The sequence below is a fragment of the Polynucleobacter necessarius genome (assembly GCF_900095185.1).
Classification (GTDB): Bacteria; Pseudomonadota; Gammaproteobacteria; order Burkholderiales; family Burkholderiaceae; genus Polynucleobacter.
Genome location: NZ_LT606948.1, coordinates 683,589 through 707,244 on the forward strand (window position 1 = coordinate 683,589; position 23,656 = coordinate 707,244).

Genomic DNA, 23,656 nt, shown 5'->3' on the forward strand with positions numbered 1-23,656 from the left:
ATGAAAGCATTGCTCGATTTATTTAAGCAAGCGCAAGGTGATGAGCAGTTTGATGTCATCAAGATTGGCCTTGCATCCCCTGAGAAAATTCGCTCATGGTCTTTTGGTGAAGTACGCAAACCAGAAACAATCAACTATCGGACTTTTAAGCCCGAGCGTGATGGTTTGTTCTGCGCCAAGATTTTTGGACCAACTAAAGACTACGAGTGCTTATGCGGCAAGTACAAGCGCTTAAAGTTCCGTGGCGTTATCTGCGAGAAGTGTGGCGTTGAAGTCACTCTCGCTAAAGTGCGTCGTGAGCGCATGGGCCACATTGAATTGGCAGCCCCTGTTGCGCATATTTGGTTCTTGAAGTCTTTGCCATCCCGTCTGGGAATGGTGCTCGATATGACTTTGCGTGATATCGAGCGCGTTCTCTACTTCGAGGCGTATGTCGTTGTTGATCCTGGTATGACTCCTGAAGGCGCGATGAAGCGTGGTCAGATCATATCCGAAAACGAGTACATTGCGAAGACAGAAGAATATGGTGACGGTGCATTTACGGCCATCATGGGCGCGGAAGGAATTCGTGATCTCTTGCGTTCGATTGATATCGATCGCGAAGTAGAGACGATTCGTGCTGAATTGAAGGCGACAGGCAGTGATGCCAAGATCAAGAAATACGCCAAGCGTTTAAAGGTACTCGAAGCGTTCCAGACTTCAGGCATTAAGCCTGACTGGATGATCATGGAGGTCTTGCCTGTATTGCCTCCCGAATTACGTCCATTGGTGCCGTTGGATGGCGGTCGCTTTGCCACCTCCGATTTGAACGATCTCTATCGTCGCGTGATCAATCGTAATAACCGCTTGAAGCGGTTGTTAGAGTTGCGCGCACCAGAGATCATCGTTCGTAACGAAAAACGAATGTTGCAAGAAGCGGTTGACTCATTGTTCGACAATGGTCGTCGCGGCAAGGCTATGACTGGCGCTAACAAGCGCCCTCTCAAGTCCTTGGCTGAAATGATTAAAGGTAAGAGCGGTCGTTTCCGTCAAAACTTGTTGGGTAAACGGGTTGACTACTCTGGTCGTTCAGTCATCGTGGTTGGCCCTACATTGAAATTGCATCAGTGCGGTTTGCCAAAATTGATAGCATTGGAGTTATTTAAGCCGTTCATTTTTAATAAGCTCGAAACTTTAGGAATTGCAACCACCATTAAGGCTGCGAAGAAAGAAGTTGAAAGCCAGACGCCAATCGTTTGGGACATTCTCGAAGAAGTGATTCGTGAACATCCAATCATGTTGAACCGTGCACCGACTTTGCACCGTCTTGGTATTCAGGCTTTTGAGCCAATGCTAATTGAAGGCAAAGCAATCCAATTGCACCCATTGGTTTGCGCAGCATTTAACGCAGACTTTGACGGCGACCAAATGGCGGTTCACGTTCCTTTGTCGCTCGAAGCGCAAATGGAAGCACGTACGCTGATGTTAGCCTCTAACAATGTGTTGTTCCCAGCGAACGGCGAGCCATCTATCGTTCCTTCACAGGACGTGGTGTTGGGTCTTTACTACGCTACCCGTGACAAGATCAACGGTAAAGGCGAAGGCATGGTTTTCGCGAACATTACTGAAGTAATGCGTGCATACGAAGCAGGTCAAGTTGAATTGGCATCTCGTGTTGCAGTGCGTATTACTGAGTATGACATCGTGGATAAGAAGGCGGAAGGCGATGCGCGTGTTTCTGAGAAGACCAAGATTTATCAAACATCAGTTGGCCGTGCCATCTTGTCTGAGATTTTGCCTAAAGGGATGTCTTTCGAGGAAATCAATAAACCTTTGAAGAAAAAAGAAATCTCCCGATTGATCAACACTTCTTTTCGTAAGTGTGGCTTGCGTGAGACCGTGATTTTTGCTGATCGTCTCTTGCAGTCTGGTTTCCGTTTGGCTACTAAGGCCGGTATCTCGATTGCGATCGACGATATGCTGATTCCAAGCTCTAAAGAGCGCATCATCACCGAAGCTTCTACCAAGGTGAAGGAATATGACAAGCAATTCATGTCTGGTCTCGTAACTAATCAAGAGCGTTATAACAACGTTGTTGATATTTGGGGTGCCGCTGGCGACCAAGTTGGTAAAGCGATGATGGATGAGTTATCACATGTGGATGTACTTGATCGTAACGGTAAGCCTGCCCGTCAAGAATCCTTTAACTCTATCTATATGATGGCGGACTCTGGTGCTCGCGGATCTGCAGCCCAGATTCGTCAGTTGGCCGGTATGCGTGGTTTGATGGCTAAGCCTGATGGCTCCATCATCGAAACCCCAATTACTGCGAACTTCCGTGAAGGCTTGAACGTGTTGCAGTACTTCATTTCAACCCACGGTGCTCGTAAAGGTTTGGCTGACACTGCATTGAAAACTGCTAACTCCGGTTACTTGACACGTCGTTTATGCGACGTAACACAAGACCTCGTTGTGATCGAAGAAGATTGCGGTACGACTACTGGTGTAACCATGAAAGCGCTTGTTGAAGGCGGCGAAATTATCGAGGCATTGCGCGATCGTATTTTGGGCCGTGTATGTATCGGTGACATCGTTCGTCCTGACACACAAGAGATCACTGTTCCTAATGACACATTGCTCGATGAAGATCATGTTGATCAAATCGTTGCATTGGGTATCGACGAAGTCAAAGTTCGCACAGTACTCTCTTGCCAGACCCGTTATGGTTTGTGCGCGAAGTGCTATGGACGTGATTTAGGTCGCGGTGGCTTGGTGAACGTTGGTGAGGCGGTTGGTGTGATTGCTGCTCAGTCCATCGGTGAGCCAGGCACACAGTTGACAATGCGCACCTTCCACATCGGTGGTGCGGCTTCACGCGCTTTAGTTGCAAGTAATATTGAAGCTAAATCGAATGGTACTTTGAAGTTCTCTGGCGCGATGCGTGTTGTGAAAAACGCTAAGGGTGAGCAGATCGTGATTTCACGCTCTGGCGAAGCTTTGATCGTTGAAGACAATGGTCGTGAACGCGAGCGTCATAAAGTTCCTTACGGCGCAACTCTCTTGTTAAAAGAAGACGCAGCAGTGAAAGCCGGAGCAAGCTTGGCAACTTGGGACCCATTAACACGCCCGATCATTTCTGAGTATGCTGGTGTTGCTCGCTTTGACAACGTTGAAGAAGGCGTCACCGTTGCCAAACAGGTTGATGAAGTAACTGGCCTTTCAACTTTGGTGGTCATTGATGGTCAACGTCGTTCAGCAGCGAGCAAAGGCGTTCGCCCAGTAATCAACTTGGTTGATGACAAGGGCAATGATGTCATGATCGCCGGCACCGATCACCCAGTAAATATTGGCCTCCAAGTGGGCGCCTTGATTACTGTTAAAGATGGTCAGACAGTCGAAGTTGGTGAAGTATTAGCACGTATTCCAATCGAATCACAGAAGACTCGCGACATTACTGGTGGTTTGCCACGCGTTGCAGAGTTGTTCGAAGCACGCTCACCAAAAGACGCAGCGGTATTGGCGAAAGTGACTGGAACCGTTTCTTTTGGTAAAGAAACTAAGGGTAAGCAACGTTTGGTGATTACCGATATGGATGGTGAAGCTAATGAATTCTTGATTTCTAAAGAAAAGCAAGTTCTCGTTCATGACGGCCAAGTTGTGAACAAGGGCGAGATGATTGTGGAAGGTCCTGCTGATCCGCATGACATCTTGACTCTCAAAGGCATCGAAGAGTTAGCTCTCTACATCGTCGACGAGGTTCAGGACGTTTATCGTCTCCAGGGGGTGAAGATTAATGACACACACATTGAAGTTATTGTGCGTCAGATGTTGCGTCGTGTTCAGGTAACTGAACCGGGTGATACATCCTTCATTACTGGTGAGCAGGTGGAGCGCTCCAAGTTATATGACGAAAATGATCGTGTCATTGCTGAAGGTAAACACCCTGCTCAGTTCGATAACGTATTGCTTGGTATTACTAAAGCATCTTTGTCGACCGATAGCTTCATTTCGGCGGCCTCTTTCCAAGAAACCACTCGTGTATTGACCGAAGCTGCAATTATGGGCAAGACCGATACTCTTCGTGGCCTCAAGGAAAACGTCATTATTGGTCGTTTGATCCCTGCTGGTACTGGCTTGTCTTACCGCCGTGCACGCAAGGTCAGAGAGCAATTCGAGCGCGATTGTGCTCAAATGATTGCCGCCGAAGAGGAAGCAATGGCCAATATGCTTGTAGCAATTGAGACTGAAGTCGTTGCTCCTACTGGGGAGGTTGATTAAAGCTAATTTGGTAATTTTGGCTAGAAATGGCCAGTTTTTCCCCATTTGGTTGACGGAAAAGGCTGGCCAAGCTAAAATGCTGAGTTCTACTGATTCAGAAGAGGGTCTTTTTGACCTAGAACTTCTCTAAGTCATTGATTTTCTTAAAGAAAGCACCAAAGAAGTACTAACCGAGCTATTTTATGCCAACAATTAATCAATTATTACGCAAGCCAAGAACAAGGCTTACCGTTAAAAGCAAGAGCCCTGCGCTGCAAAACAGCCCACAGCGCCGTGGTGTATGTACACGTGTGTACACAACCACTCCTAAAAAGCCTAACTCTGCGCTACGTAAGGTAGCTAAAGTTCGGTTAACCAATGGTTTTGAAGTGATTTCATACATTGGCGGTGAAGGCCATAACCTCCAGGAACACTCAGTAGTGCTGATCCGTGGTGGTCGTGTGAAGGACTTGCCAGGTGTGCGTTACCACATCGTCCGCGGTTCTTTGGACTTACAAGGCGTTAAAGATCGCAAGCAAGCCCGTTCTAAGTATGGAGCAAAGCGCGCTAAGAAAGCTGCTTAATTCATAGAATTAAGCAATCGTAGTATTGGTAGTAAGTCATTTTTTGTCAGACTCAAAAGACAAGTAAGTAGTTGTTCCGTCTAGGAATCTTCTTAGATAGTAGGGCAACCGGAGCGGATGGTTCGCCTGAATCATCCCTAACTGAACTGAAGGAGTTGTTATGCCACGTCGTCGTGAAGTTCCCAAAAGGGAAATTTTGCCGGATCCAAAATTCGGTAATGTAGAAGTAGCTAAATTCATGAACGTCCTCATGTTGGACGGCAAGAAATCGGTAGCAGAACGCATTGTGTATGGCGCCTTTGATCATATCGAGAAAAAAGCAAATAAAGAACCACTCGAAATTTTTTCAACTGCCATGGGTAACGTTAAGCCGATGGTGGAAGTAAAAAGTCGTCGTGTTGGTGGTGCTAACTATCAAGTTCCAGCTGAAGTTCGCCCATCACGTCGTTCCGCCTTGGCAATGCGCTGGTTGCGTGAAGCCGCTAAAAAGCGTGGCGAAAAATCAATGGCTCAACGTTTGGCCAACGAATTATTAGAAGCTGCTGAAGGTCGTGGCGGCGCTATGAAGAAGCGTGAAGAAGTGCACCGCATGGCAGAAGCCAATAAGGCTTTCTCACATTTCCGCTTCTAATCGCAATAGTCAAGAAAAGGCATAAACAGTGGCACGTAAAACTCCCATCGACAAATACCGCAATATTGGTATTTCTGCGCATATTGACGCAGGTAAGACAACAACTACAGAACGCGTTCTGTTCTATACCGGTGTTAATCACAAAATCGGTGAAGTGCATGATGGCGCAGCTACCATGGACTGGATGGAGCAAGAGCAAGAGCGTGGCATCACCATTACTTCTGCTGCTACCACCACTTTCTGGAAGGGTATGGCAGGCAATATGCCTGAGCACCGTATCAACATTATTGATACCCCAGGACACGTAGATTTCACCATTGAAGTTGAGCGCTCTATGCGCGTTTTGGATGGCGCTTGCATGGTTTATTGTGCGGTAGGTGGTGTTCAGCCACAATCTGAAACTGTTTGGCGTCAAGCTAACAAGTATCAGGTGCCACGTTTGGCGTTCGTAAACAAGATGGACCGTACTGGTGCGAACTTCTTCACAGTTTATGACCAGATGAAAGCCCGTCTTAAAGCGAACCCAATCTTGATCCAGATTCCAATCGGCGCAGAAGACAACTTCAAAGGCGTTATTGACTTGGTAAAAATGAAAGCCATTATTTGGGATGAGGCCTCACAAGGTACTAAGTTCACGTACGAAGATATTCCTGCTGAGTTGCAAACATCTGCTGAAGAGTGGCGCGAGAAAATGCTCGAAGCCGCTGCAGAGAGCTCAGAAGAGTTGATGGAAAAGTATCTCGGCGGCGAAGGCTTGACAGAAGATGAAATCAAAAAAGCATTGCGTCAACGTACTATTGCTAATGAAATCGTTCCAATGTTGTGCGGAACTGCCTTTAAGAACAAAGGTGTTCAGGCAATGTTGGATGCGGTAGTTGAGTTATTACCATCTCCATTAGATGTGCCGCCAGTGCCATGTGGATTGGAAGACGGTACACCTGCAGAACGAAAAGCTGCCGATGATGAGAAATTTTCAGCATTGGCATTTAAGATCATGACCGACCCATTCGTTGGTCAGCTCATTTTCTTTCGTGTTTACTCAGGTGTAATGAAGTCTGGCGACACCATCTACAACCCAATTAAGGGAAAAAAAGAGCGTGTTGGTCGCTTGTTGCAAATGCACGCTAACCAACGTGAAGAAATTAAAGAAGTTTACGCAGGTGATATCGCTGCTGCTGTTGGTCTCAAAGATGTAACCACAGGTGAGACATTGTGCGATCCAGATAGCATTGTGATCCTGGAGCGCATGGTATTCCCAGAGTCAGTGATCTCTCAAGCAGTGGAGCCTAAGACAAAAGCTGACCAAGAAAAAATGGGGCTTGCATTAAATCGGTTAGCCCAAGAAGATCCTTCCTTCCGCGTGAAGACTGATGAAGAATCAGGCCAAACCATTATTTCCGGTATGGGCGAGCTCCACTTGGAAATTTTGGTTGATCGTATGAAGCGCGAATTTGGTGTTGAAGCCACTGTTGGTAAGCCACAGGTTGCTTACCGCGAAACAATTCGCAAAACCTGCGACGAAGTTGAAGGTAAGTTTGTTAAGCAATCTGGTGGTCGTGGTCAATATGGTCACGTTGTATTGAAGCTTGAGCCACAGGAACCAGGCAAAGGATTTGAATTCGTTGACGCTATTAAGGGCGGTGTTGTTCCACGCGAATACATCCCTGCAGTTGAAAAAGGCATTATTGAAACATTGAACTCCGGTATCTTGGCTGGGTATCCAGTCGTTGATGTCAAAGCAACATTGTTCTTCGGTTCATACCATGATGTTGACTCCAATGAAAACGCATTTAAGATGGCGGGCTCGATGGCGTTTAAAGACGGTATGCGCAGAGCGGCTCCAGTATTGCTCGAGCCAATGATGGCTGTAGAAGTTGAAACGCCAGAAGATTTCATGGGTAACGTAATGGGTGACCTCTCATCCCGTCGCGGTATTTTGCAAGGTATGGATGACATTCCAGGTGGCGGCAAGATTGTTCGCGCTGAAGTGCCATTGGCAGAGATATTTGGTTACTCAACCGACTTGCGCTCGTTGACCCAAGGTCGTGCTACCTACACCATGGAATTTAAGCATTATTCCGAAGCACCTAAGAACGTTGCAGAAGCAGTTATGGCTGCTAAAGCGAAATAATTTATCCACATTAATTTTGAATATTGACTAGCTAAAGAAGGCAGACAAAAATGGCAAAAGAAAAGTTCGAGCGGACAAAACCGCACGTAAACGTAGGTACTATCGGTCACGTTGACCACGGTAAAACTACTTTGACAGCAGCAATCGCAACTGTGCTCTCAAAAGCATTCGGTGGCGAAGCAAAAGCATACGATCAGATCGATGCTGCTCCAGAAGAAAAGGCCCGTGGTATTACGATTAACACTGCGCACGTTGAGTACGAGACAGCCAATCGTCACTATGCTCACGTAGATTGCCCAGGACACGCTGACTACGTCAAGAACATGATTACTGGCGCTGCTCAGATGGACGGCGCTATTTTGGTTTGTTCTGCTGCTGACGGCCCAATGCCACAAACTCGTGAGCACATTCTCTTGGCACGCCAGGTGGGCGTTCCTTACATCGTCGTTTTCTTGAATAAGTGTGACATGGTTGATGACGCTGAATTGCTCGAGTTAGTTGAAATGGAAGTGCGTGAACTTCTGTCTAAGTACAACTTCCCTGGCGATGACACACCAATCATCCAAGGTTCTGCTAAGTTAGCCCTAGAAGGCGATGAAGGTCCATTGGGTAAAGAAGCCATCATGAAATTGGCTGAAACCCTTGACTCTTACATCCCTACTCCAGAGCGTGCGGTTGAAGGTGCGTTCTTGATGCCAGTAGAAGACGTGTTCTCGATCTCCGGTCGAGGTACTGTCGTCACTGGTCGTATTGAGCGCGGTATCGTTAAAGTCGGCGAAGAGATCGAAATTATCGGCATCAAGCCAACTCTTAAGACAACCTGTACTGGTGTTGAAATGTTCCGTAAATTGCTCGACCAAGGTCAAGCAGGCGATAACGTGGGTATCTTGTTGCGCGGTACAAAACGTGAAGAAGTTGAGCGCGGCCAAGTATTGGCTAAGCCGGGTTCTATCACTCCACATACGCACTTTACTGCCGAGGTTTACATCTTGGGTAAAGACGAAGGTGGTCGTCATACTCCATTCTTTAACAACTATCGTCCCCAGTTCTACTTCCGTACTACAGACGTAACGGGTTCAATCGAGTTGCCAAAAGACAAAGAAATGGTGATGCCAGGTGATAACCTCACGATTACCGTCAAACTAATCGCACCAATCGCGATGGAAGAAGGTTTACGTTTTGCGATCCGTGAAGGTGGCCGTACTGTTGGCGCCGGAGTGGTTGCAAAGATTTTGGCTTAAGTGCTAAACGGTGATATTAGTGCTGCTGATGTCACCGTGCTCTTTAGATGTATATAACGTGGCAGCACCACAACGCTCTTTGGAATTAATATGCAAAACCAAAAAATTCGTATTCGTCTTAAAGCATTTGATTATCGTTTGATCGACCAGTCTGCTGCTGAAATTGTTGATACAGCCAAGCGTACTGGTGCAGTTGTTAAGGGTCCAGTACCTCTGCCAACTCGTATCGAGCGTTTTGATATCTTACGTTCCCCGCATGTGAACAAGACATCTCGTGATCAGTTAGAGATCCGTACCCATCTCCGTTTGATGGATATCATTGATCCTACAGAGAAAACTGTAGATGCATTGATGAAATTAGACCTCCCAGCAGGTGTGTACGTCGAAATTAAGTTGCAGTAATGTGTTGTTTCTGGTCTTTTTGCTTGTCAAGATCAGTTTTTCGGGATAAAATTTAAGGCTTCACTCAATTATTTGAGTTCAAATATTAGTTTTATCAGCATTAAAAACGTTGTAAGTTATTGATTTAGAAGTATTTTTACTTGTAAATCACTGAAATTAATTTTGCCGACCAATTGAAGTCGGCGTGGAGCATGAATATGAGCTTAGGCTTAATCGGCCGCAAGGTCGGCATGACCCGTCTGTTTACGGACGAAGGGGAAGCGATTCCTGTGACTGTAATCGACGTGAGCGACAACAGAGTCGCTCAAATCAAGAGCCAGGTAACTGATGGCTATGACGCTATCCAGTTGGCGCATGGCATACGTAGAGCGACTCGCGTTACTAAATCAATGGCTGGTCACTTTGCAAAAGCAGGCGTGATGGCTGGTAATGCACTCAACGAATTTCATTTAGATGCAGCAACAATTGCAGCAATGACACCAGGACAAGTTGTTCCTGCTGATGCTGCATTTACTGCTGGTCAAAAAGTGGATGTGCAAGGCGTAACCATCGGTAAGGGTTACGCAGGCACCATCAAGCGTTATCACTTCGCTTCTGGTCGAGCATCACATGGTAACTCCAGAGCACATAACGTACCCGGCTCCATCGGTATGGCGCAAGATCCGGGTCGCGTTTTCCCGGGTAAGCGCATGACTGGCCACTTTGGTGACGTTACTCGCACCGTACAAAATTTAGTCATCGCACGCATTGATGCAGAGCGTAATCTCATCATGGTTAAAGGCGCCATTCCAGGCGCTCCGGGCGGTAAAGTTATTGTTACTCCAGCGGTGAAGACACCGTTGAAGAAGAAATAAGGAGAGCGAATATGGAACTTAAGCTTCTCCAAGAGGATGGTACTTTAGGTGCAGGCGTAAAAGCTTCACCAGAGGTATTCGAGCGTGAATATAACGAAGCCTTGGTACACCAAGTTGTAGTGGCTTACCAAGCAAATGCACGTAGCGGTAATCGCGCACAAAAAGACCGTGAGCAAGTTAAGCACACTACCAAGAAGCCTTGGCGTCAAAAGGGTACTGGTCGGGCACGTGCTGGTATGAGCTCGTCCCCGCTGTGGCGTGGAGGTGGTCGTATATTCCCGAATTCTCCAGAAGAGAATTTTAGCCAAAAAGTAAACAAGAAAATGTATCGCGCAGGTATGAGATCGATTTTGTCTCAGTTAGCCCGCGAAGGTCGATTGAATGTTGTTTGTCAATTCAATCTAGATGCTCCAAAGACCAAAGTTTTAGCTGACAAAGTTAAAGCTATGGGCTTGGATTCAGTCTTGATCATTGTTGATCAGGTTAGCGAGAATTTGTACTTGGCCTCACGTAATTTGCATAAAGTTGCAGTGGTTGAGCCGCAGCATGCCGATCCATTAGCTTTGGTTCAATACAAAAAAGTATTGGTAAGCAAAGCAGCGATCGCCAAAATTGAGGAGTTGCTGAAATGAGCCAAGTCCGTAAAAACGATCACAACCTCATGAAGGTTCTGCTTGGTCCGGTAATCTCTGAAAAAGCCACTATGGTTGCCGAGAAAAATGAACAAGTAGTTTTCCAAATGGCTCGCGATGCCAATAAGCTCGATGTTAAACAAGCAGTTGAATTGCTCTTCAAAGTGCAAGTTGACTCAGTGCAAATCGTGAATCAAAAAGGTAAGCCTAAGCGCTATGGCCGTTTTGAAGGTCGTCGTGACCATACTAAGAAGGCCTACGTGAATTTGAAGCCAGGCCAAGAAATCAACTTTGAAGCGGAGGCGAATTCATCATGCCTTTGATGAAGACAAAACCGACCTCACCAGGTCGTCGCTCAATGGTCAAGGTGGTCAATCCTGACCTCCATAAAGGTAAGCCTTTTGCACCACTACTTGAGCCACAGTTCCAAAAAGCAGGTCGCAATAACAACAGTCACATCACTATCCGTCATAAAGGTGGTGGTCATAAGCATCACTATCGTGTTGTTGACTTCAAGCGCAACGACAAAGATGGTATTCCAGCAAAAGTTGAGCGTTTGGAATATGACCCAAACCGCAGTGCAAATATCGCTTTGATCGTGTTTGCTGATGGTGAGCGTCGCTATATTCCTGCGGCTAAGGGTATGACTGTTGGTCAGGCAATGATGAATGGCTCAGAAGCGCCTATCAAGTCTGGTAACAATTTACCAATTCGTAACATTCCAGTTGGTAGCACAATTCACTGCGTTGAAATCATGCCAGGCAAAGGTGCGCAAGTTGCACGTTCTGCTGGTGGTTCAGCAGTATTGTTGGCTCGCGAAGGTGTTTACGCTCAAGTGCGTTTACGCTCCGGTGAAGTTCGCCGTGTTCTGATTGAGTGCCGCGCCACCATTGGTGAAGTTGGCAACGAAGAGCACAGCTTGCGTCAAATTGGTAAAGCAGGTGCAAATCGCTGGCGTGGCATTCGCCCAACCGTTCGCGGTGTAGCAATGAACCCAGTAGATCACCCACATGGTGGTGGTGAAGGTAGAACTGGCGAAGGCCGTGTTCCTGTATCCCCATGGGGTACTCCAACCAAAGGTTATCGCACACGTCGTAATAAGCGTACAACTTCGATGATCGTTCAACGTCGTCAAAAACGTTAAGCGATAAGGATAAATAGATATGACACGTTCAGCTAAAAAAGGCCCATTCTGCGACGCCAGCTTAGTAAAAAAAGTTGAAGTTGCACAAGCCAACAAAGACAAAAAGCCGATCAAAACTTGGTCACGCCGTTCAACAATCCTCCCAGACTTTATTGGTCTGACGATTGCTGTACATAACGGTCGTCAACACGTTCCGGTATATGTATCAGAAAACATGGTGGGTCATAAGTTAGGCGAATTTGCCTTGACCCGTACTTTCAAAGGTCACGCTGCTGACAAGAAAGTAACGAAGAAGTAAGGGGATGATGATGGAAGTTAAAGCTATTCACAAGGGTGCCCGCATTTCTGCGCAAAAGACACGTTTGGCTGCTGACCAAATTCGTGGTTTGCCAATTGCTCGCGCATTAAACATTTTGAACTTCAGCCCCAAGAAAGCTGCCTTCATTGTGAAAAAAGTTGTTGAGTCCGCTGTGGCCAACGCTGAACACAATAAGGGTGCTGACATTGACGAGCTCAAGGTTTCAGCAATTATTGTTGATAAAGGCACGTCATTGAAGCGCTTTACCGCACGCGCTAAGGGTCGTGGCAATCAAATTGAAAAACAAACTTGTCACATTAGCGTGACCTTGAGTAACTAAGGAAATATATGGGCCAAAAGATAAACCCCACCGAATTCCGACTCGCGGTAACGAAGAATTGGACATCACGTTGGTATGCAAACAATACTGACTTCGCAAAGATGCTGAAAGAGGACGTAGATGTCCGCAGCTATCTCAAGAAGAAGTTGAAGAACGCATCCGTAAGCAAAGTAGTCATTGAGCGTCCTGCAAAGAACGCGCGTATTACTATCTACAGCTCACGTCCAGGCGTTGTAATCGGCAAAAAAGGTGAAGACATTGAAGTGCTCCGGCGCGAATTACAAAAGCGTATGGGAGTTCCAGTTCATGTGAACATCGAAGAAATTCGTAAGCCAGAAGTTGATGCACAATTGATTGCTGACTCTATTGCTCAACAGTTAGAGAGGCGCATCATGTTCCGTCGCGCAATGAAGCGTGCAATGCAAAGCGCAATGCGTCTTGGCGCACAAGGTATTAAGATCATGTCATCAGGCCGTTTAAATGGAGCAGAGATTGCTCGTCGCGAATGGTACCGTGAAGGTCGTGTTCCGCTTCATACTTTGAGAGCGGATATTGACTACGCAACTTCTGAAGCTGAAACAACATACGGCATTATTGGTGTAAAAGTTTGGGTATACAAAGGCGACACATTGGGTCGTGGTGCAGAAGCTCAAGTACCAGCTCCATCCGCTGCACCAGCTGCCGAAGAAAAGAAAACTCGTCGTGCCCCAAGTAAGACGGCTGTTCGTAAACCAGCTGCTGGCACAGACAAACCTTTAGTTGCTGCTAAACCAGCAGTTAAGCGTGTGCGTAAGGTAGAAACACCAGCCGCAGATACGCAGAAGTCAGGAGAGTAAGTATGCTACAACCAAAGCGTCGCAAGTATCGTAAGGAACAAAAGGGCCGTAATACTGGCGTGGCAACACGCGGCAGTTCTGTAGCCTTTGGTGACTTTGGATTGAAGGCTGTTGGCCGTGGTCGTTTGACTGCGCGTCAAATTGAGTCAGCACGTCGTGCAATGACTCGTCACATTAAACGTGGTGGCCGTATTTGGATTCGCATTTTTCCAGATAAGCCAATTTCACAAAAACCTGCAGAAGTACGTATGGGCAACGGTAAAGGTAACCCGGAGTACTACGTAACTGAAATTCAACCAGGCAAAGTGCTTTACGAGATGGACGGTGTTGACGAGCAATTGGCGCGTGAAGCTTTAAAGCTTGCTGCTGCTAAGCTACCTTTGCAGACCACTTTCGTGATTCGCCACTTAGGTTGATCGGGATAGAGATTATGAAAAATACAGAATTAGCCACAAAAGATCTGGCTGCTTTGAATACAGAGTTAACTGAGTTATTGAAGACTGGTTTTAAACTCCGTATGCAAAAAGGCACTCAGCAACTCACTAATACCAGCCAATTGGGTAAAAATAAGCGCGACATCGCTCGTGTTAAGACTTTTATCGCCCAAAAGACTGCACAGACATAAGGAAAAAGGGATATGGCAGAATTATCTAAACCCTTACGCCGTACCCTCGTGGGCCGCGTTGTTAGCGACAAACTGCAAAAAACTGTTACGGTTTTAGTTGAGCGTCAAGTTAAGCATCCGGTAATTGGCAAGTACGTTGGACAGTCTAAAAAGTACCATGCTCATGACGAAGCTGGCACATACAAGATGGGTGATACCGTTGAAATTGCTGAATCTAAGCCAATTTCACGCACTAAATCTTGGGTTGTGACCCGTTTAGTAGAAGCTTCTAAGGGTATTTAAAGAAATTATTAGGGATTTTGGCGAAGTTTCTGCCCAAATTCCTGTTTTACGTAGTAAAATAAAAGGCTTCTCTGGTTTTGTTGGAGCAGCAGTGTTTTCATTAATTCCGGGTTTTAGCTTTTGTTAAAGCCCATAGACGGACCCAAGACTGTTTGCCTTTGGCCAATAAGTTGGGGATTAGAAATGATACAAACCGAAAGTAGATTACAGGTTGCCGATAACACAGGCGCCACTGAGGTGTTGTGCATCAAGGTATTGGGCGGTTCTAAGCGTCGTTACGCCAGTATCGGCGATGTCATCAAGGTCAGCGTTAAGTCTGCTGCTCCACGTGGCCGTGTAAAAAAAGGTGATATTTATAACGCTGTTGTAGTTAGAACAGCAAAGGGTGTTCGTCGTCCGGACGGTTCATTGATTAAGTTCGATGCAAACGCTGCGGTATTGCTCAACGCTAAGTTAGAGCCAATTGGCACACGTATCTTTGGACCTGTCACACGCGAATTGCGTACTGAGAAGTTCATGAAGATCGTTTCTCTCGCCCCCGAAGTTATTTAAGAGACTGATATGAAAAAGATTCGTAAAGGCGATTCCGTAGTTTTGTTGACTGGCCGTGATAAAAGCAAGCAAGGAACTGTAACGGCCGTTCTCGAGAACAAAGTAGTCATCGAAGGCGTGAATATCTACAAAAAGAGCGTTAAACCAAATCCAGCTGCTGGCGTTACTGGCGGCTTTATTGACAAGCCTATGCCTGTTCACATTTCAAATGTGGCTTTGGTTGATGGTAACGGTAAGCCATCACGAGTTGGTATCAAACTCGTAGACGGTAAAAAGCAGCGTTTCCTCAAAACCACTGGCGCGACTTTAAGCGCATAAATCAACTACAGGGGCACGGAGAAATTATGAGTACACGTTTTCAAGAACACTATCAAGCTAAGGTTGTTGCAAATTTGATCGCTAAGTTTGGCTATAAGTCTGTAATGGAAGTTCCACGTATCACTAAGGTAACCCTGAATATGGGTTTAGGCGATGCCGTGAACGACAAGAAAATTATCGAAAATGCAGTTGGTGATTTAACTAAAGTTGCAGGGCAGAAGCCTGTTGTGACCAAGGCTAAAAAAGCGATTGCAGGTTTCAAAATTCGTCAGGGTTACCCAATCGGTGCCATGGTGACATTGCGTGGTGCACGTATGTACGAATTTTTAGATCGCTTTGTTACGGTTGCATTACCTCGCGTACGCGACTTCCGCGGTATCTCTGGTAAAGCATTTGATGGCCGTGGCAACTACAACATCGGCGTTAAAGAACAGATCATTTTCCCTGAAATTGAATACGATAAAATTGAGGCCCTCCGTGGTCTCAATATCAGCATTACGACGACTGCTAAAACCGACAAAGAAGCAAAAGCGTTGTTGGCAGCATTCAAATTTCCTTTCCGCAATTAAGTAAGGGGCTCACGTGGCAAAACTATCCCTGATTGAGCGCGAGAATAAGCGCACAAAAACTGTAGAGAAGTACGCTGCCAAGCGTGCTGAACTCAAAGCGATCATTGCTGATCAATCACGCAGCGATGAAGAGCGCTATGAAGCTCGCTTGAAGCTACAGGCACTTCCACGTAATGCAAGCCCGATTCGTCAAAGAAATCGTTGTTCATTAACCGGTCGCCCACGTGGCACATTCCGTAAATTCGGTTTGGCTCGAAGCAAGATTCGAGAAATCGCCTTCCGCGGCGAAATCCCTGGTTTAACCAAGGCCAGCTGGTAAGCGGCGAAAGAATTAGGAGAACTCATGAGTATCAGCGATCCAATCGCCGACATGTTGACCCGGATCCGCAATGCGCAAGCAGTGCAAAAGCCGTTAGTCACAATGCCGTCGTCAAAAGTTAAAGTAGCCATTGCAAAAGTTTTGCAAGACGAAGGCTATATCGAAAGTTTTGAAATCAAAGGTGAAGCAGCTAAGCCAGTGCTACACATTGATCTCAAGTGCTATGCAGGCCGTCCTGTTATAGAACGTATCGACCGTGTCTCGACACCAAGTCTTCGTATCTACAAAGGCCGCCACGACATTCCAGAAGTAATGAATGGCTTGGGCATTGCAATTATTTCAACCCCTCAAGGCATAATGACAGACCGTAAAGCACGTGCAACAGGCGTGGGCGGCGAAGTTATTTGCTACGTAGCTTAAGGAGCGAAATATGTCCCGTGTAGGTAAATCACCCATTACAGTTCCTAAGGGCGCTGAGGTAAGCATCAACGGTGCAAACATTACTGTTAAAGGCCCCCTGGGAACGTTGACTCATAACTTGCATCCTTCTGTTGGATTGAAACAAGAAGACGGCGTACTGACAGTTGTTTTGAATAATGACACACCAGAAGCTGGTGCGCAGTCAGGTACAGCACGCGCCTTAGTAAACAACATGGTTGTTGGCATAACCACTGGCTTTGAGCGCAAGCTCAGCTTGGTTGGCGTTGGTTATCGCGCTCACGCTCAAGGTGAGTCGTTGAAATTACAGTTGGGTTTCTCTCACGACATTATTTACAATTTGCCAAAAGGTGTAAAAGCTGAGACGCCGTCGCAAACTGAAATCATCATCAAAGGCTCCAACAAGCAGCAGGTTGGGCAGGTTGCAGCTGAAGTTCGCGCATACCGTTCACCAGAGCCATACAAAGGCAAAGGTGTTCGTTATGTGGATGAGGTAGTGCATCTGAAAGACGCTAAGAAGAAGTAAGCGAGATTAGAAAATGAATAAAGACGAATCCAGACAAAGACGTGCTCGGCAGACTCGTATTCGGATTGCTGAAGCTCAAGCAAATCGCTTCACAGTTATCCGTAGCAATACACATATTTCTGCCCAGGTTTATAGCTCATGCGGAACCAAAGTTGTTGCAGCTGCTTCAACAATGGAAAAAGATTTGCGCCAAGCCATCAAAAATGGCGGCAATGCTGAAGCGGCAAAACAAATTGGCAAATTAGTTGCCGAGCGTGCTGTTAAGGCAGGCGTTGTTGATGTTGCTTTTGATCGTTCCGGTCATCGTTACCACGGCCGTATTAAGGCTTTAGCTGAAGCTGCGCGTGAAGCCGGCCTGAAGTTCTAATAGGGTTTAGAAAAAACATGGCAAAAATGCAAACTAAGATGCAAAACGAAGAGCGTGATGATGGTCTTCGCGAGAAAATGATTGCTGTTAATCGCGTCACTAAAGTGGTGAAGGGTGGCCGTATTCTTGGCTTCGCTGCACTTACTGTTGTTGGCGATGGCGATGGCCGTATCGGCATGGGCAAAGGCAAATCAAAAGAAGTGCCAGTTGCTGTTCAAAAAGCAATGGATGAAGCTCGTCGCAAGATGCTCAAAGTTTCCTTACGCAAGGGTACTTTGCGGCACACTGTCACTGGCCAACATGGCGCATCTCGCGTTTTGATTTCGCCAGCTAAAGACGGTACTGGAATTATTGCCGGCGGCCCAATGCGTGCAATTTTCGATGTAATGGGTGTAACTAACGTGGTTGCTAAGTCACTTGGCTCAACAAATCCATACAACCTCGTTCGTGCAACAGTTGATGGTTTGAGCAAGATGAGGACTCCTGCTGAGATTGCTGCTAAACGCGGTAAGTCAGTTGAAGAGATTCTCGGCTAAGACCAAAAGATTAGGAATCTACAAATGACAATATCTAACTCCAAAGTAAAACTGCAATTAGTGCGCAGTTTGATCGGCACTCGCGAGAGCCATCGTGCAACTGTACGTGGCTTGGGCCTCGGCCGTATCAATTCAGTATCTGAATTGGAGGATACGCCAGCTGTGCGCGGCATGATTAATAAAGTTTCTTATCTAGTTAAAGTCATTGGCTAATAGGCGAAGAAAATGCAACTCAATACAATTAAACCTGCAGAAGGCTCCAAGAAAAACCGTCGTCGCGTTGGTCGCGGAATTGGTTCTGGTTTGGGCAAAACTGCTGGCCGTGGTCATAAGGGTCAAAAATCCCGTTCAGGCGGTTTCCACAAGGTTGGATTTGAAGGCGGTCAGATGCCTATGTATCGCCGTTTGCCAAAACGCGGCTTCATGTCTTTGACTCGTCGTCACGTTGGTCAAATCACCTTGAACGACTTAGCAAAAATCAACTTGCCAGAAGTGGACTTGTTGGTATTGAAAGTTCACGGCTTTGCTGGTGAGCAAATCAACGCAATTAAAGTTATTAAAACTGGCGAACTCAAGATTGCTGTAACTTTCAAAGGTATCACAGCAACAGCCGGTGCAAAAGCAGTCATTGAAGCAGCTGGCGGCAAATTAGTTGAGTTGGCTTAATAAGTCTATTAAGTAGATATGGCATTAGCACCTACCAATAACGCAAGCACTGCCGCAACAGGTGGCAAGTTTGGCGAATTACGCCAACGCTTGGTATTCCTGGTGTTAGCTTTGCTCGTGTTCCGTTTGGGTGCTCATATCCCTGTTCCCGGAATTGATCCAGACCAATTGGCCCAGTTATTTTCTGGTCAACAAGATGGCATTTTGGGAATGTTTAATTTGTTCTCTGGCGGCGCCTTGTCTCGTTTTACTGTATTTGCGTTGGGTATCATGCCTTACATCTCCGCATCGATCATCATGCAGCTAATGACGATTGTTGTTCCTTCATTGGAGTCTTTAAAAAAAGAAGGTCAAGCAGGTCAGCGTAAGATTGCTCAGTACACACGCTATGGCACGGTATTTTTAGCAACATTCCAAGCATTAGGAATTTCTGTTGCCTTGCAAGCCCAATCAGGTTTGGTTATCAATCCAGGCTTGATGTTTGAGTTCAGCTCCGTGGTTACTTTAGTAACAGGTACAATGTTCTTAATGTGGCTCGGTGAACAAATTACTGAGCGTGGCTTAGGTAACGGTATCTCTATTATTATTTTCGGCGGTATTGTTTCTGGTTTGCCAAGCGCATTAGCAAGCCTGTTAGAGCTTGTTCGTGCTGGCTCAATGCATATCATTTCCGCATTACTCATCGTTGTGATTTGCGTAGCAGTGACCTATTTTGTAGTGTTTGTAGAGCGTGGTCAGCGCCGCATCTTAGTGAATTACGCCAAGCGTCAAGTTGGCAATAAGATCTATGGTGGGCAGTCGTCTTATTTCCCGTTGAAGTTAAATATGGCAGGAGTTATTCCTCCAATTTTTGCTTCATCCATTATTTTGTTCCCTGCAACGATTGCAGGCTGGTTCACATCAGGCGAGCCTACAAATATGTTTAGCAGAATTATCAAAGATTTGGCAGCCACTTTGGCTCCAGGTCAGCCCGTCTACACTATTTTGTATGCAGCAGCGATTATTTTCTTCTGCTTCTTCTATACCGCATTGGTTTTTAATAATCGTGAAACTGCAGAGAATTTGAAGAAGAGCGGTGCATTGGTTCCAGGTATTCGGCCGGGCGACCAAACAGCACGATACATCGACAAGATCTTGGTCCGCTTAACTTTGGCTGGCGCCATTTATATGGTTTTGGTTTGTTTATTGCCAGAATGCTTGGTGCTGAAGTACAACGTGCCATTTTATTTCGGTGGTACTTCATTGTTAATTATTGTGGTTGTTGCAATGGATTTCATGGCTCAAGTTCAGTCATTTGTCATGCAACAGCAGTATGGCTCTTTGATGAAAAAAGCGAACTTTAAGATGGGCGCTTAACTGAATGTCTAAAGACGATGCAATTCAGATGGTGGGAGAAGTTGTAGAGAATTTGCCGAACGCGATGTTTCGCGTGAAACTAGAAAATGGACATGTGGTTCTGGGGCACATTTCCGGCAAAATGCGGATGCATTACATCCGCATTTTGCCGGGTGATAAGGTGACGGTGGAGATGACGCCTTACGATCTAACGCGCGCTAGGATTATTTTCCGTGCGAAGTAAAGATTAAGTAGTACCTATTTTTAAGAGGTGAGTTATGAAAGTTTTAGCATCCGTTAAGTGTATTTGCAGAAATTGCAAGATCATTAAGCGCAAACGCGCTGTGCGCGTGATCTGTTCTTCAGATGCACGTCATAAGCAGCGTCAAGGCTGATCTGGTTAATTAAGAGGAAATCTTATGGCACGTATCGCTGGGGTAAACATCCCAAATCATCAACATACCGTTATCGGTTTAACAGTAATTTTTGGCATCGGCATAATTCGTGCGCGCAAAATTTGTGAAACCACAGGTGTTGCTATTGACAAAAAAGTGAAAGATCTTACTGACGCTGACTTGGAAAAGTTGCGTGATGAAGTAGGTAAATTCATCACTGAAGGTGACCTTCGTCGTGAAGTAACTATGAGCATCAAGCGTTTGATGGACTTAGGTTGCTATCGCGGTGTTCGTCATCGTAAGGGCTTGCCTGTACGTGGTCAACGCACTAAGACAAACGCACGCACCCGCAAGGGCCCACGTAAGTCTGGCGTCCAACTCAAGAAATAATCAAGAAAGTTTATTGACATGGCAAAACAACAATCCGCTTCTGCAGCTTCACAGCGCGCTCGTAAAAAGGTTAAAAAGAACGTTGCTGACGGTATTGCGCACGTTCACGCTTCTTTTAATAACACCATTATTACGATTACTGATCGTCAGGGAAATGCGCTTTCATGGGCAACTTCTGGCGGTCAAGGTTTCAAAGGATCACGTAAGTCAACTCCTTTTGCTGCTCAGGTAGCCGCAGAAGTGGCTGGTAAGACGGCCATTGAATGCGGTATCAAGAATTTAGAAGTTCAGATCAAAGGCCCAGGCCCAGGTCGTGAATCAGCAGTTCGTGCTTTGAACTCATTGGGTATCAAGATCACTGAGATTCAAGACGTAACTCCAGTTCCATATAGTGGTTGCCGTCCTCCTAAGCGTCGTCGTATTTAAGCTTGGAAGTTGGTAACAAAAAAGTTTCAGTAGTTTTTTATTAAAGCCCACTGTTCGCCTGGTTTCAAGGGTGAACTCACCGCCGGTCGTAAGACTGCGGCAAAGAAAGGAAAGCATCGTGGCACGTTACTTAGGGCCTAAGGCCAAATTAGTGCGTCGGGAAGGTACCGACTTATTTGTAAAGAGCGCACGTCGCGCCCTGTCAGACAAGTGCAAGTTAGAGACTAAGCCTGGTCAACATGGCCGTACATCTGGCTCAAGAACATCTGATTACGGTAATCAATTGCGTGAAAAGCAAAAGGTGAAGCGTATCTATGGCGTATTGGAGCGTCAATTCCGTCGTTACTTCGCAGAAGCTGAGCGTCGTAAGGGCAATACCGGTGAAACATTACTCCAGTTGCTCGAGTCACGTTTAGATAACGTGGTTTATCGCATGGGTTTTGGTTCAACACGCGCTGAAGCACGTCAGTTGGTTTCGCATGGCACAATCATGCTTAATGGCAGTGCTGTGAATATTCCATCTATCCAGGTAAAGCCTGGTGACGTTGTTGCGATTCGTGAAAAAGCAAAGAAGCAAGCGCGAATTGCAGAGTCGCTCAATTTGGTTCAGCAAATGTCTGCAGTAACCTGGGTATCGGTTGATGCAGTTAAGCTGGAAGGAACATTTAAGCACGTGCCCGACCGCGAAGATATTAGCGGTGAAATTAATGAAAGTTTGATCGTCGAATTGTATTCACGCTAATTTAGGCACTCTCAAGGAAAAATATGCAAACAAATTTGCTCAAGCCAAAGATTATTTCTGTTGAAGCGCTTACCGCCAACCAAGCTAAGGTTGTTATGGAGCCGTTCGAGCGTGGCTATGGCCACACACTCGGCAATGCATTACGTCGTGTACTCTTGTCCTCGATGGTTGGTTATGCGCCAACTGAAGTAGCTATTGCCGGTGTTGTTCACGAATATTCCACATTAGATGGAGTTCAAGAGGACGTAGTAAACCTTTTGTTGAACCTCAAAGGTATCGTATTTAAGTTACGGTCACGTGACGAAGTTACTATCAATTTGCGTAAAGAAGGCCCAGGCGTAGTTACTGCAAACGATATTGATTTGCCACATGATGTAGAAATTATGAACCCTGATCATGTAATTGCCCACTTGTCAGCTGGTGGCAAGTTAGACATGCAGATCAAGGTTGAAAAAGGCCGTGGTTATGTTCCTGGTAACGTACGTCAATACAGCGACGAAGCTACTAAGATTATTGGCCGTATTGTGTTAGATGCTTCATTTAGCCCGATAAGCCGTGTTAGCTACGCTGTTGAATCTGCTCGTGTTGAGCAACGTACCGACCTCGATCGCTTGGTAATAACTATCGAAACTAATGGTGTGTTGTCTCCTGAAGAGGCAATTCGTCAAGCTGCTAGCATTTTGGTTGATCAATTGGTTGTATTCGCAGCTCTTGAGAGCAGTGAAGTGTCTGGTGACCTAGCACCAAGCCGCCCTTCAATGGTAGATCCAATGTTGATGCGTCCAGTTGATGATCTCGAGCTCACAGTTCGCTCTGCAAGCTGCTTGAAGGTTGAGAATATCTACTACATTGGTGACTTGATTCAACGTACAGAGAATGAATTGTTGAAGACGCCTAATCTTGGCCGTAAATCTTTGAATGAAATCAAAGATGTTTTGGCGGCTCGTGGCTTAAGTCTTGGCATGAAACTTGAAAGCTGGCCTCCAGCTAACCTCGAGAAATAATTAGAAAGGAAGCATCATGCGTCACGGAAACGGCTTGCGCAAACTAAACAGAACATCATCACATCGCTTGGCGATGCTGCGCAATATGTCCAATTCACTCTTGGAGCACGAACTTATTAAAACGACCTTGCCAAAAGCAAAAGAATTGCGCATGGTTGTTGAGCCTTTGATTACCTTAGGTAAAAAAGACAACTTGGCTAACCGTCGTCTGGCATTTAATCGCACTCGTGATTGCGATATCGTGACTAAGCTCTTTACCGAGCTCGGACCACGTTATGCAACACGTCCAGGTGGCTATCTTCGCATTTTGAAGTTTGGCTTTCGCCACGGCGACAATGCTCCAATGGCTCTGGTTGAGTTAGTAGACCGCCCTCAGGTAGAAGAAACAACAACTGTAGCGGAAGAGGCTTAACTCTCACACTGTGTTAAAAAGCCAGGCTTCGGTCTGGCTTTTTTCATTCATCGGGTTATAAATACAGAATGCCTCAAACCTCGCCAAATAATTTAGATGCCATGTTGATAGTGGTCACGAGCTTACCAAATGGGGAGATTGCTCAAACCTTAGCAAGAGATCTGATGGAAGCCCATTTGGCTGCTTGCGTTCAATTACAGGCTGGGATTACATCGATATATCGCTGGAATGGCAAGATTTGTGAAGAACAGGAGGTTCTTTTATCGGCCAAAACGATTGCAAGTAATTGGCAGGCAATCTCAGTCTTTATTAAAGATAAACACCCTTATGAAGTGCCTGAGATCTTGGCTTTTTCTCCAGCGCAATATTATTGGCTGTACGGCAAATGGTTGCAGTCTGAGGTAAATGCAAAGTCATGAGAATGC

The 23,656-nt window shown here is 46.0% G+C and carries 35 protein-coding genes; all 35 read left to right on the forward strand.

Annotated features, from left to right (window positions below; all coding sequences use genetic code 11):
- The 35 genes from rpoC to cutA all read left to right on the forward strand — a co-directional run bounded on the left by rpoC (window position 1) and on the right by cutA (window position 23,650).
- Window positions 1–4,257 (forward strand): DNA-directed RNA polymerase subunit beta', encoded by a 4,257-nt coding sequence (rpoC, locus tag DXE31_RS03960; RefSeq protein ID WP_114697873.1) that lies wholly within the window; start codon window positions 1–3, stop codon window positions 4,255–4,257.
- A gap of 182 nt (window positions 4,258–4,439) precedes the next feature.
- Complete coding sequence (gene rpsL, locus DXE31_RS03965; protein ID WP_068947691.1) at window positions 4,440–4,820, forward strand: 30S ribosomal protein S12; 381 nt, start codon at window positions 4,440–4,442, stop codon at window positions 4,818–4,820.
- Window positions 4,821–4,980: 160 nt separating this feature from the next.
- Window positions 4,981–5,451, forward strand: coding sequence for a 30S ribosomal protein S7 (gene rpsG / locus DXE31_RS03970; RefSeq protein ID WP_114697874.1), 471 nt, complete (start codon window positions 4,981–4,983; stop codon window positions 5,449–5,451).
- Window positions 5,452–5,479: 28 nt separating this feature from the next.
- Complete coding sequence (gene fusA, locus DXE31_RS03975) at window positions 5,480–7,582, forward strand: elongation factor G (RefSeq protein ID WP_114697875.1); 2,103 nt, start codon at window positions 5,480–5,482, stop codon at window positions 7,580–7,582.
- Between the two features lie 50 nt (window positions 7,583–7,632).
- A complete protein-coding gene (gene tuf, locus DXE31_RS03980; RefSeq protein WP_114697866.1) occupies window positions 7,633–8,823 on the forward strand; it encodes an elongation factor Tu in 1,191 nt (396 codons plus the stop codon).
- Between the two features lie 90 nt (window positions 8,824–8,913).
- Complete coding sequence (gene rpsJ / locus DXE31_RS03985) at window positions 8,914–9,225, forward strand: 30S ribosomal protein S10 (protein ID WP_114697876.1); 312 nt, start codon at window positions 8,914–8,916, stop codon at window positions 9,223–9,225.
- Between the two features lie 197 nt (window positions 9,226–9,422).
- The gene (rplC, locus tag DXE31_RS03990; protein WP_114698647.1) at window positions 9,423–10,079 is read left to right on the forward strand and encodes a 50S ribosomal protein L3; all 657 of its coding nucleotides are present in this window, start codon (window positions 9,423–9,425) and stop codon (window positions 10,077–10,079) included.
- Between the two features lie 11 nt (window positions 10,080–10,090).
- Window positions 10,091–10,711, forward strand: a complete 621-nt coding sequence (rplD, locus tag DXE31_RS03995; RefSeq protein WP_114697877.1) for a 50S ribosomal protein L4 — start codon at window positions 10,091–10,093, stop codon at window positions 10,709–10,711.
- The gene (gene rplW / locus DXE31_RS04000) at window positions 10,708–11,034 is read left to right on the forward strand and encodes a 50S ribosomal protein L23 (protein ID WP_114697878.1); all 327 of its coding nucleotides are present in this window, start codon (window positions 10,708–10,710) and stop codon (window positions 11,032–11,034) included. Before rplD ends, rplW begins: the two co-directional genes overlap by 4 nt.
- Window positions 11,025–11,855 (forward strand): 50S ribosomal protein L2, encoded by an 831-nt coding sequence (gene rplB, locus DXE31_RS04005; RefSeq protein WP_114697879.1) that lies wholly within the window; start codon window positions 11,025–11,027, stop codon window positions 11,853–11,855. Before rplW ends, rplB begins: the two co-directional genes overlap by 10 nt.
- Before the next feature lie 19 nt (window positions 11,856–11,874).
- Window positions 11,875–12,153, forward strand: coding sequence for a 30S ribosomal protein S19 (gene rpsS, locus DXE31_RS04010; RefSeq protein WP_011901904.1), 279 nt, complete (start codon window positions 11,875–11,877; stop codon window positions 12,151–12,153).
- Window positions 12,154–12,160: 7 nt separating this feature from the next.
- Window positions 12,161–12,493, forward strand: a complete 333-nt coding sequence (gene rplV / locus DXE31_RS04015) for a 50S ribosomal protein L22 (protein ID WP_197712241.1) — start codon at window positions 12,161–12,163, stop codon at window positions 12,491–12,493.
- A gap of 8 nt (window positions 12,494–12,501) precedes the next feature.
- Window positions 12,502–13,329, forward strand: coding sequence for a 30S ribosomal protein S3 (rpsC, locus tag DXE31_RS04020; RefSeq protein WP_114697880.1), 828 nt, complete (start codon window positions 12,502–12,504; stop codon window positions 13,327–13,329).
- Between the two features lie 2 nt (window positions 13,330–13,331).
- Window positions 13,332–13,745 (forward strand): 50S ribosomal protein L16, encoded by a 414-nt coding sequence (rplP, locus tag DXE31_RS04025; protein ID WP_114697881.1) that lies wholly within the window; start codon window positions 13,332–13,334, stop codon window positions 13,743–13,745.
- 14 nt (window positions 13,746–13,759) lie between these two features.
- Window positions 13,760–13,954, forward strand: coding sequence for a 50S ribosomal protein L29 (gene rpmC / locus DXE31_RS04030; RefSeq protein WP_114697882.1), 195 nt, complete (start codon window positions 13,760–13,762; stop codon window positions 13,952–13,954).
- A gap of 12 nt (window positions 13,955–13,966) precedes the next feature.
- On the forward strand, window positions 13,967–14,236 hold the full coding sequence (rpsQ, locus tag DXE31_RS04035) for a 30S ribosomal protein S17 (RefSeq protein ID WP_114697883.1): 270 nt from the start codon (window positions 13,967–13,969) through the stop codon (window positions 14,234–14,236).
- A gap of 183 nt (window positions 14,237–14,419) precedes the next feature.
- Complete coding sequence (gene rplN / locus DXE31_RS04040) at window positions 14,420–14,788, forward strand: 50S ribosomal protein L14 (RefSeq protein ID WP_114697884.1); 369 nt, start codon at window positions 14,420–14,422, stop codon at window positions 14,786–14,788.
- 9 nt (window positions 14,789–14,797) lie between these two features.
- Window positions 14,798–15,106: a 50S ribosomal protein L24 gene (rplX, locus tag DXE31_RS04045; RefSeq protein ID WP_114697885.1), complete on the forward strand. Its 309-nt coding sequence runs from the start codon at window positions 14,798–14,800 to the stop codon at window positions 15,104–15,106.
- Between the two features lie 26 nt (window positions 15,107–15,132).
- On the forward strand, window positions 15,133–15,675 hold the full coding sequence (gene rplE / locus DXE31_RS04050) for a 50S ribosomal protein L5 (protein ID WP_114697886.1): 543 nt from the start codon (window positions 15,133–15,135) through the stop codon (window positions 15,673–15,675).
- A gap of 13 nt (window positions 15,676–15,688) precedes the next feature.
- On the forward strand, window positions 15,689–15,994 hold the full coding sequence (gene rpsN / locus DXE31_RS04055) for a 30S ribosomal protein S14 (protein ID WP_114697887.1): 306 nt from the start codon (window positions 15,689–15,691) through the stop codon (window positions 15,992–15,994).
- A gap of 24 nt (window positions 15,995–16,018) precedes the next feature.
- Window positions 16,019–16,414 carry a 30S ribosomal protein S8 gene (rpsH, locus tag DXE31_RS04060; RefSeq protein WP_114697888.1) on the forward strand — a complete coding sequence of 132 codons (396 nt, stop codon included), beginning with the start codon at window positions 16,019–16,021 and terminating at the stop codon, window positions 16,412–16,414.
- A gap of 10 nt (window positions 16,415–16,424) precedes the next feature.
- Complete coding sequence (gene rplF / locus DXE31_RS04065; protein ID WP_114697889.1) at window positions 16,425–16,958, forward strand: 50S ribosomal protein L6; 534 nt, start codon at window positions 16,425–16,427, stop codon at window positions 16,956–16,958.
- Window positions 16,959–16,971: 13 nt separating this feature from the next.
- On the forward strand, window positions 16,972–17,325 hold the full coding sequence (gene rplR, locus DXE31_RS04070) for a 50S ribosomal protein L18 (RefSeq protein WP_114697890.1): 354 nt from the start codon (window positions 16,972–16,974) through the stop codon (window positions 17,323–17,325).
- A gap of 17 nt (window positions 17,326–17,342) precedes the next feature.
- Window positions 17,343–17,861 (forward strand): 30S ribosomal protein S5, encoded by a 519-nt coding sequence (gene rpsE / locus DXE31_RS04075; RefSeq protein WP_114697891.1) that lies wholly within the window; start codon window positions 17,343–17,345, stop codon window positions 17,859–17,861.
- A 24-nt stretch (window positions 17,862–17,885) separates the two neighbouring features.
- Window positions 17,886–18,074, forward strand: a complete 189-nt coding sequence (gene rpmD / locus DXE31_RS04080) for a 50S ribosomal protein L30 (RefSeq protein ID WP_114697892.1) — start codon at window positions 17,886–17,888, stop codon at window positions 18,072–18,074.
- Window positions 18,075–18,086: 12 nt separating this feature from the next.
- On the forward strand, window positions 18,087–18,527 hold the full coding sequence (gene rplO / locus DXE31_RS04085) for a 50S ribosomal protein L15 (RefSeq protein WP_114697893.1): 441 nt from the start codon (window positions 18,087–18,089) through the stop codon (window positions 18,525–18,527).
- 18 nt (window positions 18,528–18,545) lie between these two features.
- Window positions 18,546–19,883, forward strand: coding sequence for a preprotein translocase subunit SecY (gene secY / locus DXE31_RS04090; protein ID WP_114697894.1), 1,338 nt, complete (start codon window positions 18,546–18,548; stop codon window positions 19,881–19,883).
- Window positions 19,884–19,887: 4 nt separating this feature from the next.
- Window positions 19,888–20,106: a translation initiation factor IF-1 gene (gene infA, locus DXE31_RS04095; RefSeq protein ID WP_114697895.1), complete on the forward strand. Its 219-nt coding sequence runs from the start codon at window positions 19,888–19,890 to the stop codon at window positions 20,104–20,106.
- 34 nt (window positions 20,107–20,140) lie between these two features.
- On the forward strand, window positions 20,141–20,257 hold the full coding sequence (gene rpmJ, locus DXE31_RS04100) for a 50S ribosomal protein L36 (protein ID WP_114697896.1): 117 nt from the start codon (window positions 20,141–20,143) through the stop codon (window positions 20,255–20,257).
- A 24-nt stretch (window positions 20,258–20,281) separates the two neighbouring features.
- Window positions 20,282–20,647, forward strand: a complete 366-nt coding sequence (gene rpsM, locus DXE31_RS04105) for a 30S ribosomal protein S13 (protein ID WP_114697897.1) — start codon at window positions 20,282–20,284, stop codon at window positions 20,645–20,647.
- A gap of 18 nt (window positions 20,648–20,665) precedes the next feature.
- Window positions 20,666–21,073 (forward strand): 30S ribosomal protein S11, encoded by a 408-nt coding sequence (gene rpsK, locus DXE31_RS04110; RefSeq protein ID WP_114697898.1) that lies wholly within the window; start codon window positions 20,666–20,668, stop codon window positions 21,071–21,073.
- A gap of 118 nt (window positions 21,074–21,191) precedes the next feature.
- The gene (gene rpsD, locus DXE31_RS04115) at window positions 21,192–21,815 is read left to right on the forward strand and encodes a 30S ribosomal protein S4 (RefSeq protein ID WP_114697899.1); all 624 of its coding nucleotides are present in this window, start codon (window positions 21,192–21,194) and stop codon (window positions 21,813–21,815) included.
- A 23-nt stretch (window positions 21,816–21,838) separates the two neighbouring features.
- Entirely contained in the window at window positions 21,839–22,819 is a 981-nt protein-coding gene (locus DXE31_RS04120) for a DNA-directed RNA polymerase subunit alpha (protein WP_114697900.1), read from the forward strand.
- 16 nt (window positions 22,820–22,835) lie between these two features.
- Complete coding sequence (rplQ, locus tag DXE31_RS04125) at window positions 22,836–23,231, forward strand: 50S ribosomal protein L17 (protein ID WP_114697901.1); 396 nt, start codon at window positions 22,836–22,838, stop codon at window positions 23,229–23,231.
- 68 nt (window positions 23,232–23,299) lie between these two features.
- Window positions 23,300–23,650 (forward strand): divalent-cation tolerance protein CutA, encoded by a 351-nt coding sequence (gene cutA, locus DXE31_RS04130; RefSeq protein ID WP_114697902.1) that lies wholly within the window; start codon window positions 23,300–23,302, stop codon window positions 23,648–23,650.
- The last annotated feature ends 6 nt before the right edge of the window (window positions 23,651–23,656 follow it).

Coding starts and splice junctions, on each gene's coding strand:
- rpoC (WP_114697873.1), top strand. CDS start 1: ATGAAAGCATTGCTCGATTTATTTAAGCAAGCGCAAGGTGATGAGCAG.
- rpsL (WP_068947691.1), top strand. CDS start 4,440: ATGCCAACAATTAATCAATTATTACGCAAGCCAAGAACAAGGCTTACC.
- rpsG (WP_114697874.1), top strand. CDS start 4,981: ATGCCACGTCGTCGTGAAGTTCCCAAAAGGGAAATTTTGCCGGATCCA.
- tuf (WP_114697866.1), top strand. CDS start 7,633: ATGGCAAAAGAAAAGTTCGAGCGGACAAAACCGCACGTAAACGTAGGT.
- rpsJ (WP_114697876.1), top strand. CDS start 8,914: ATGCAAAACCAAAAAATTCGTATTCGTCTTAAAGCATTTGATTATCGT.
- rplC (WP_114698647.1), top strand. CDS start 9,423: ATGAGCTTAGGCTTAATCGGCCGCAAGGTCGGCATGACCCGTCTGTTT.
- rplD (WP_114697877.1), top strand. CDS start 10,091: ATGGAACTTAAGCTTCTCCAAGAGGATGGTACTTTAGGTGCAGGCGTA.
- rplW (WP_114697878.1), top strand. CDS start 10,708: ATGAGCCAAGTCCGTAAAAACGATCACAACCTCATGAAGGTTCTGCTT.
- rplB (WP_114697879.1), top strand. CDS start 11,025: ATGCCTTTGATGAAGACAAAACCGACCTCACCAGGTCGTCGCTCAATG.
- rpsS (WP_011901904.1), top strand. CDS start 11,875: ATGACACGTTCAGCTAAAAAAGGCCCATTCTGCGACGCCAGCTTAGTA.
- rplV (WP_197712241.1), top strand. CDS start 12,161: ATGATGGAAGTTAAAGCTATTCACAAGGGTGCCCGCATTTCTGCGCAA.
- rpsC (WP_114697880.1), top strand. CDS start 12,502: ATGGGCCAAAAGATAAACCCCACCGAATTCCGACTCGCGGTAACGAAG.
- rplP (WP_114697881.1), top strand. CDS start 13,332: ATGCTACAACCAAAGCGTCGCAAGTATCGTAAGGAACAAAAGGGCCGT.
- rpmC (WP_114697882.1), top strand. CDS start 13,760: ATGAAAAATACAGAATTAGCCACAAAAGATCTGGCTGCTTTGAATACA.
- rpsQ (WP_114697883.1), top strand. CDS start 13,967: ATGGCAGAATTATCTAAACCCTTACGCCGTACCCTCGTGGGCCGCGTT.
- rplN (WP_114697884.1), top strand. CDS start 14,420: ATGATACAAACCGAAAGTAGATTACAGGTTGCCGATAACACAGGCGCC.
- rplX (WP_114697885.1), top strand. CDS start 14,798: ATGAAAAAGATTCGTAAAGGCGATTCCGTAGTTTTGTTGACTGGCCGT.
- rplE (WP_114697886.1), top strand. CDS start 15,133: ATGAGTACACGTTTTCAAGAACACTATCAAGCTAAGGTTGTTGCAAAT.
- rpsH (WP_114697888.1), top strand. CDS start 16,019: ATGAGTATCAGCGATCCAATCGCCGACATGTTGACCCGGATCCGCAAT.
- rplF (WP_114697889.1), top strand. CDS start 16,425: ATGTCCCGTGTAGGTAAATCACCCATTACAGTTCCTAAGGGCGCTGAG.
- rplR (WP_114697890.1), top strand. CDS start 16,972: ATGAATAAAGACGAATCCAGACAAAGACGTGCTCGGCAGACTCGTATT.
- rpsE (WP_114697891.1), top strand. CDS start 17,343: ATGGCAAAAATGCAAACTAAGATGCAAAACGAAGAGCGTGATGATGGT.
- rpmD (WP_114697892.1), top strand. CDS start 17,886: ATGACAATATCTAACTCCAAAGTAAAACTGCAATTAGTGCGCAGTTTG.
- rplO (WP_114697893.1), top strand. CDS start 18,087: ATGCAACTCAATACAATTAAACCTGCAGAAGGCTCCAAGAAAAACCGT.
- secY (WP_114697894.1), top strand. CDS start 18,546: ATGGCATTAGCACCTACCAATAACGCAAGCACTGCCGCAACAGGTGGC.
- infA (WP_114697895.1), top strand. CDS start 19,888: ATGTCTAAAGACGATGCAATTCAGATGGTGGGAGAAGTTGTAGAGAAT.
- rpmJ (WP_114697896.1), top strand. CDS start 20,141: ATGAAAGTTTTAGCATCCGTTAAGTGTATTTGCAGAAATTGCAAGATC.
- rpsM (WP_114697897.1), top strand. CDS start 20,282: ATGGCACGTATCGCTGGGGTAAACATCCCAAATCATCAACATACCGTT.
- rpsK (WP_114697898.1), top strand. CDS start 20,666: ATGGCAAAACAACAATCCGCTTCTGCAGCTTCACAGCGCGCTCGTAAA.
- DXE31_RS04120 (WP_114697900.1), top strand. CDS start 21,839: ATGCAAACAAATTTGCTCAAGCCAAAGATTATTTCTGTTGAAGCGCTT.
- rplQ (WP_114697901.1), top strand. CDS start 22,836: ATGCGTCACGGAAACGGCTTGCGCAAACTAAACAGAACATCATCACAT.
- cutA (WP_114697902.1), top strand. CDS start 23,300: ATGCCTCAAACCTCGCCAAATAATTTAGATGCCATGTTGATAGTGGTC.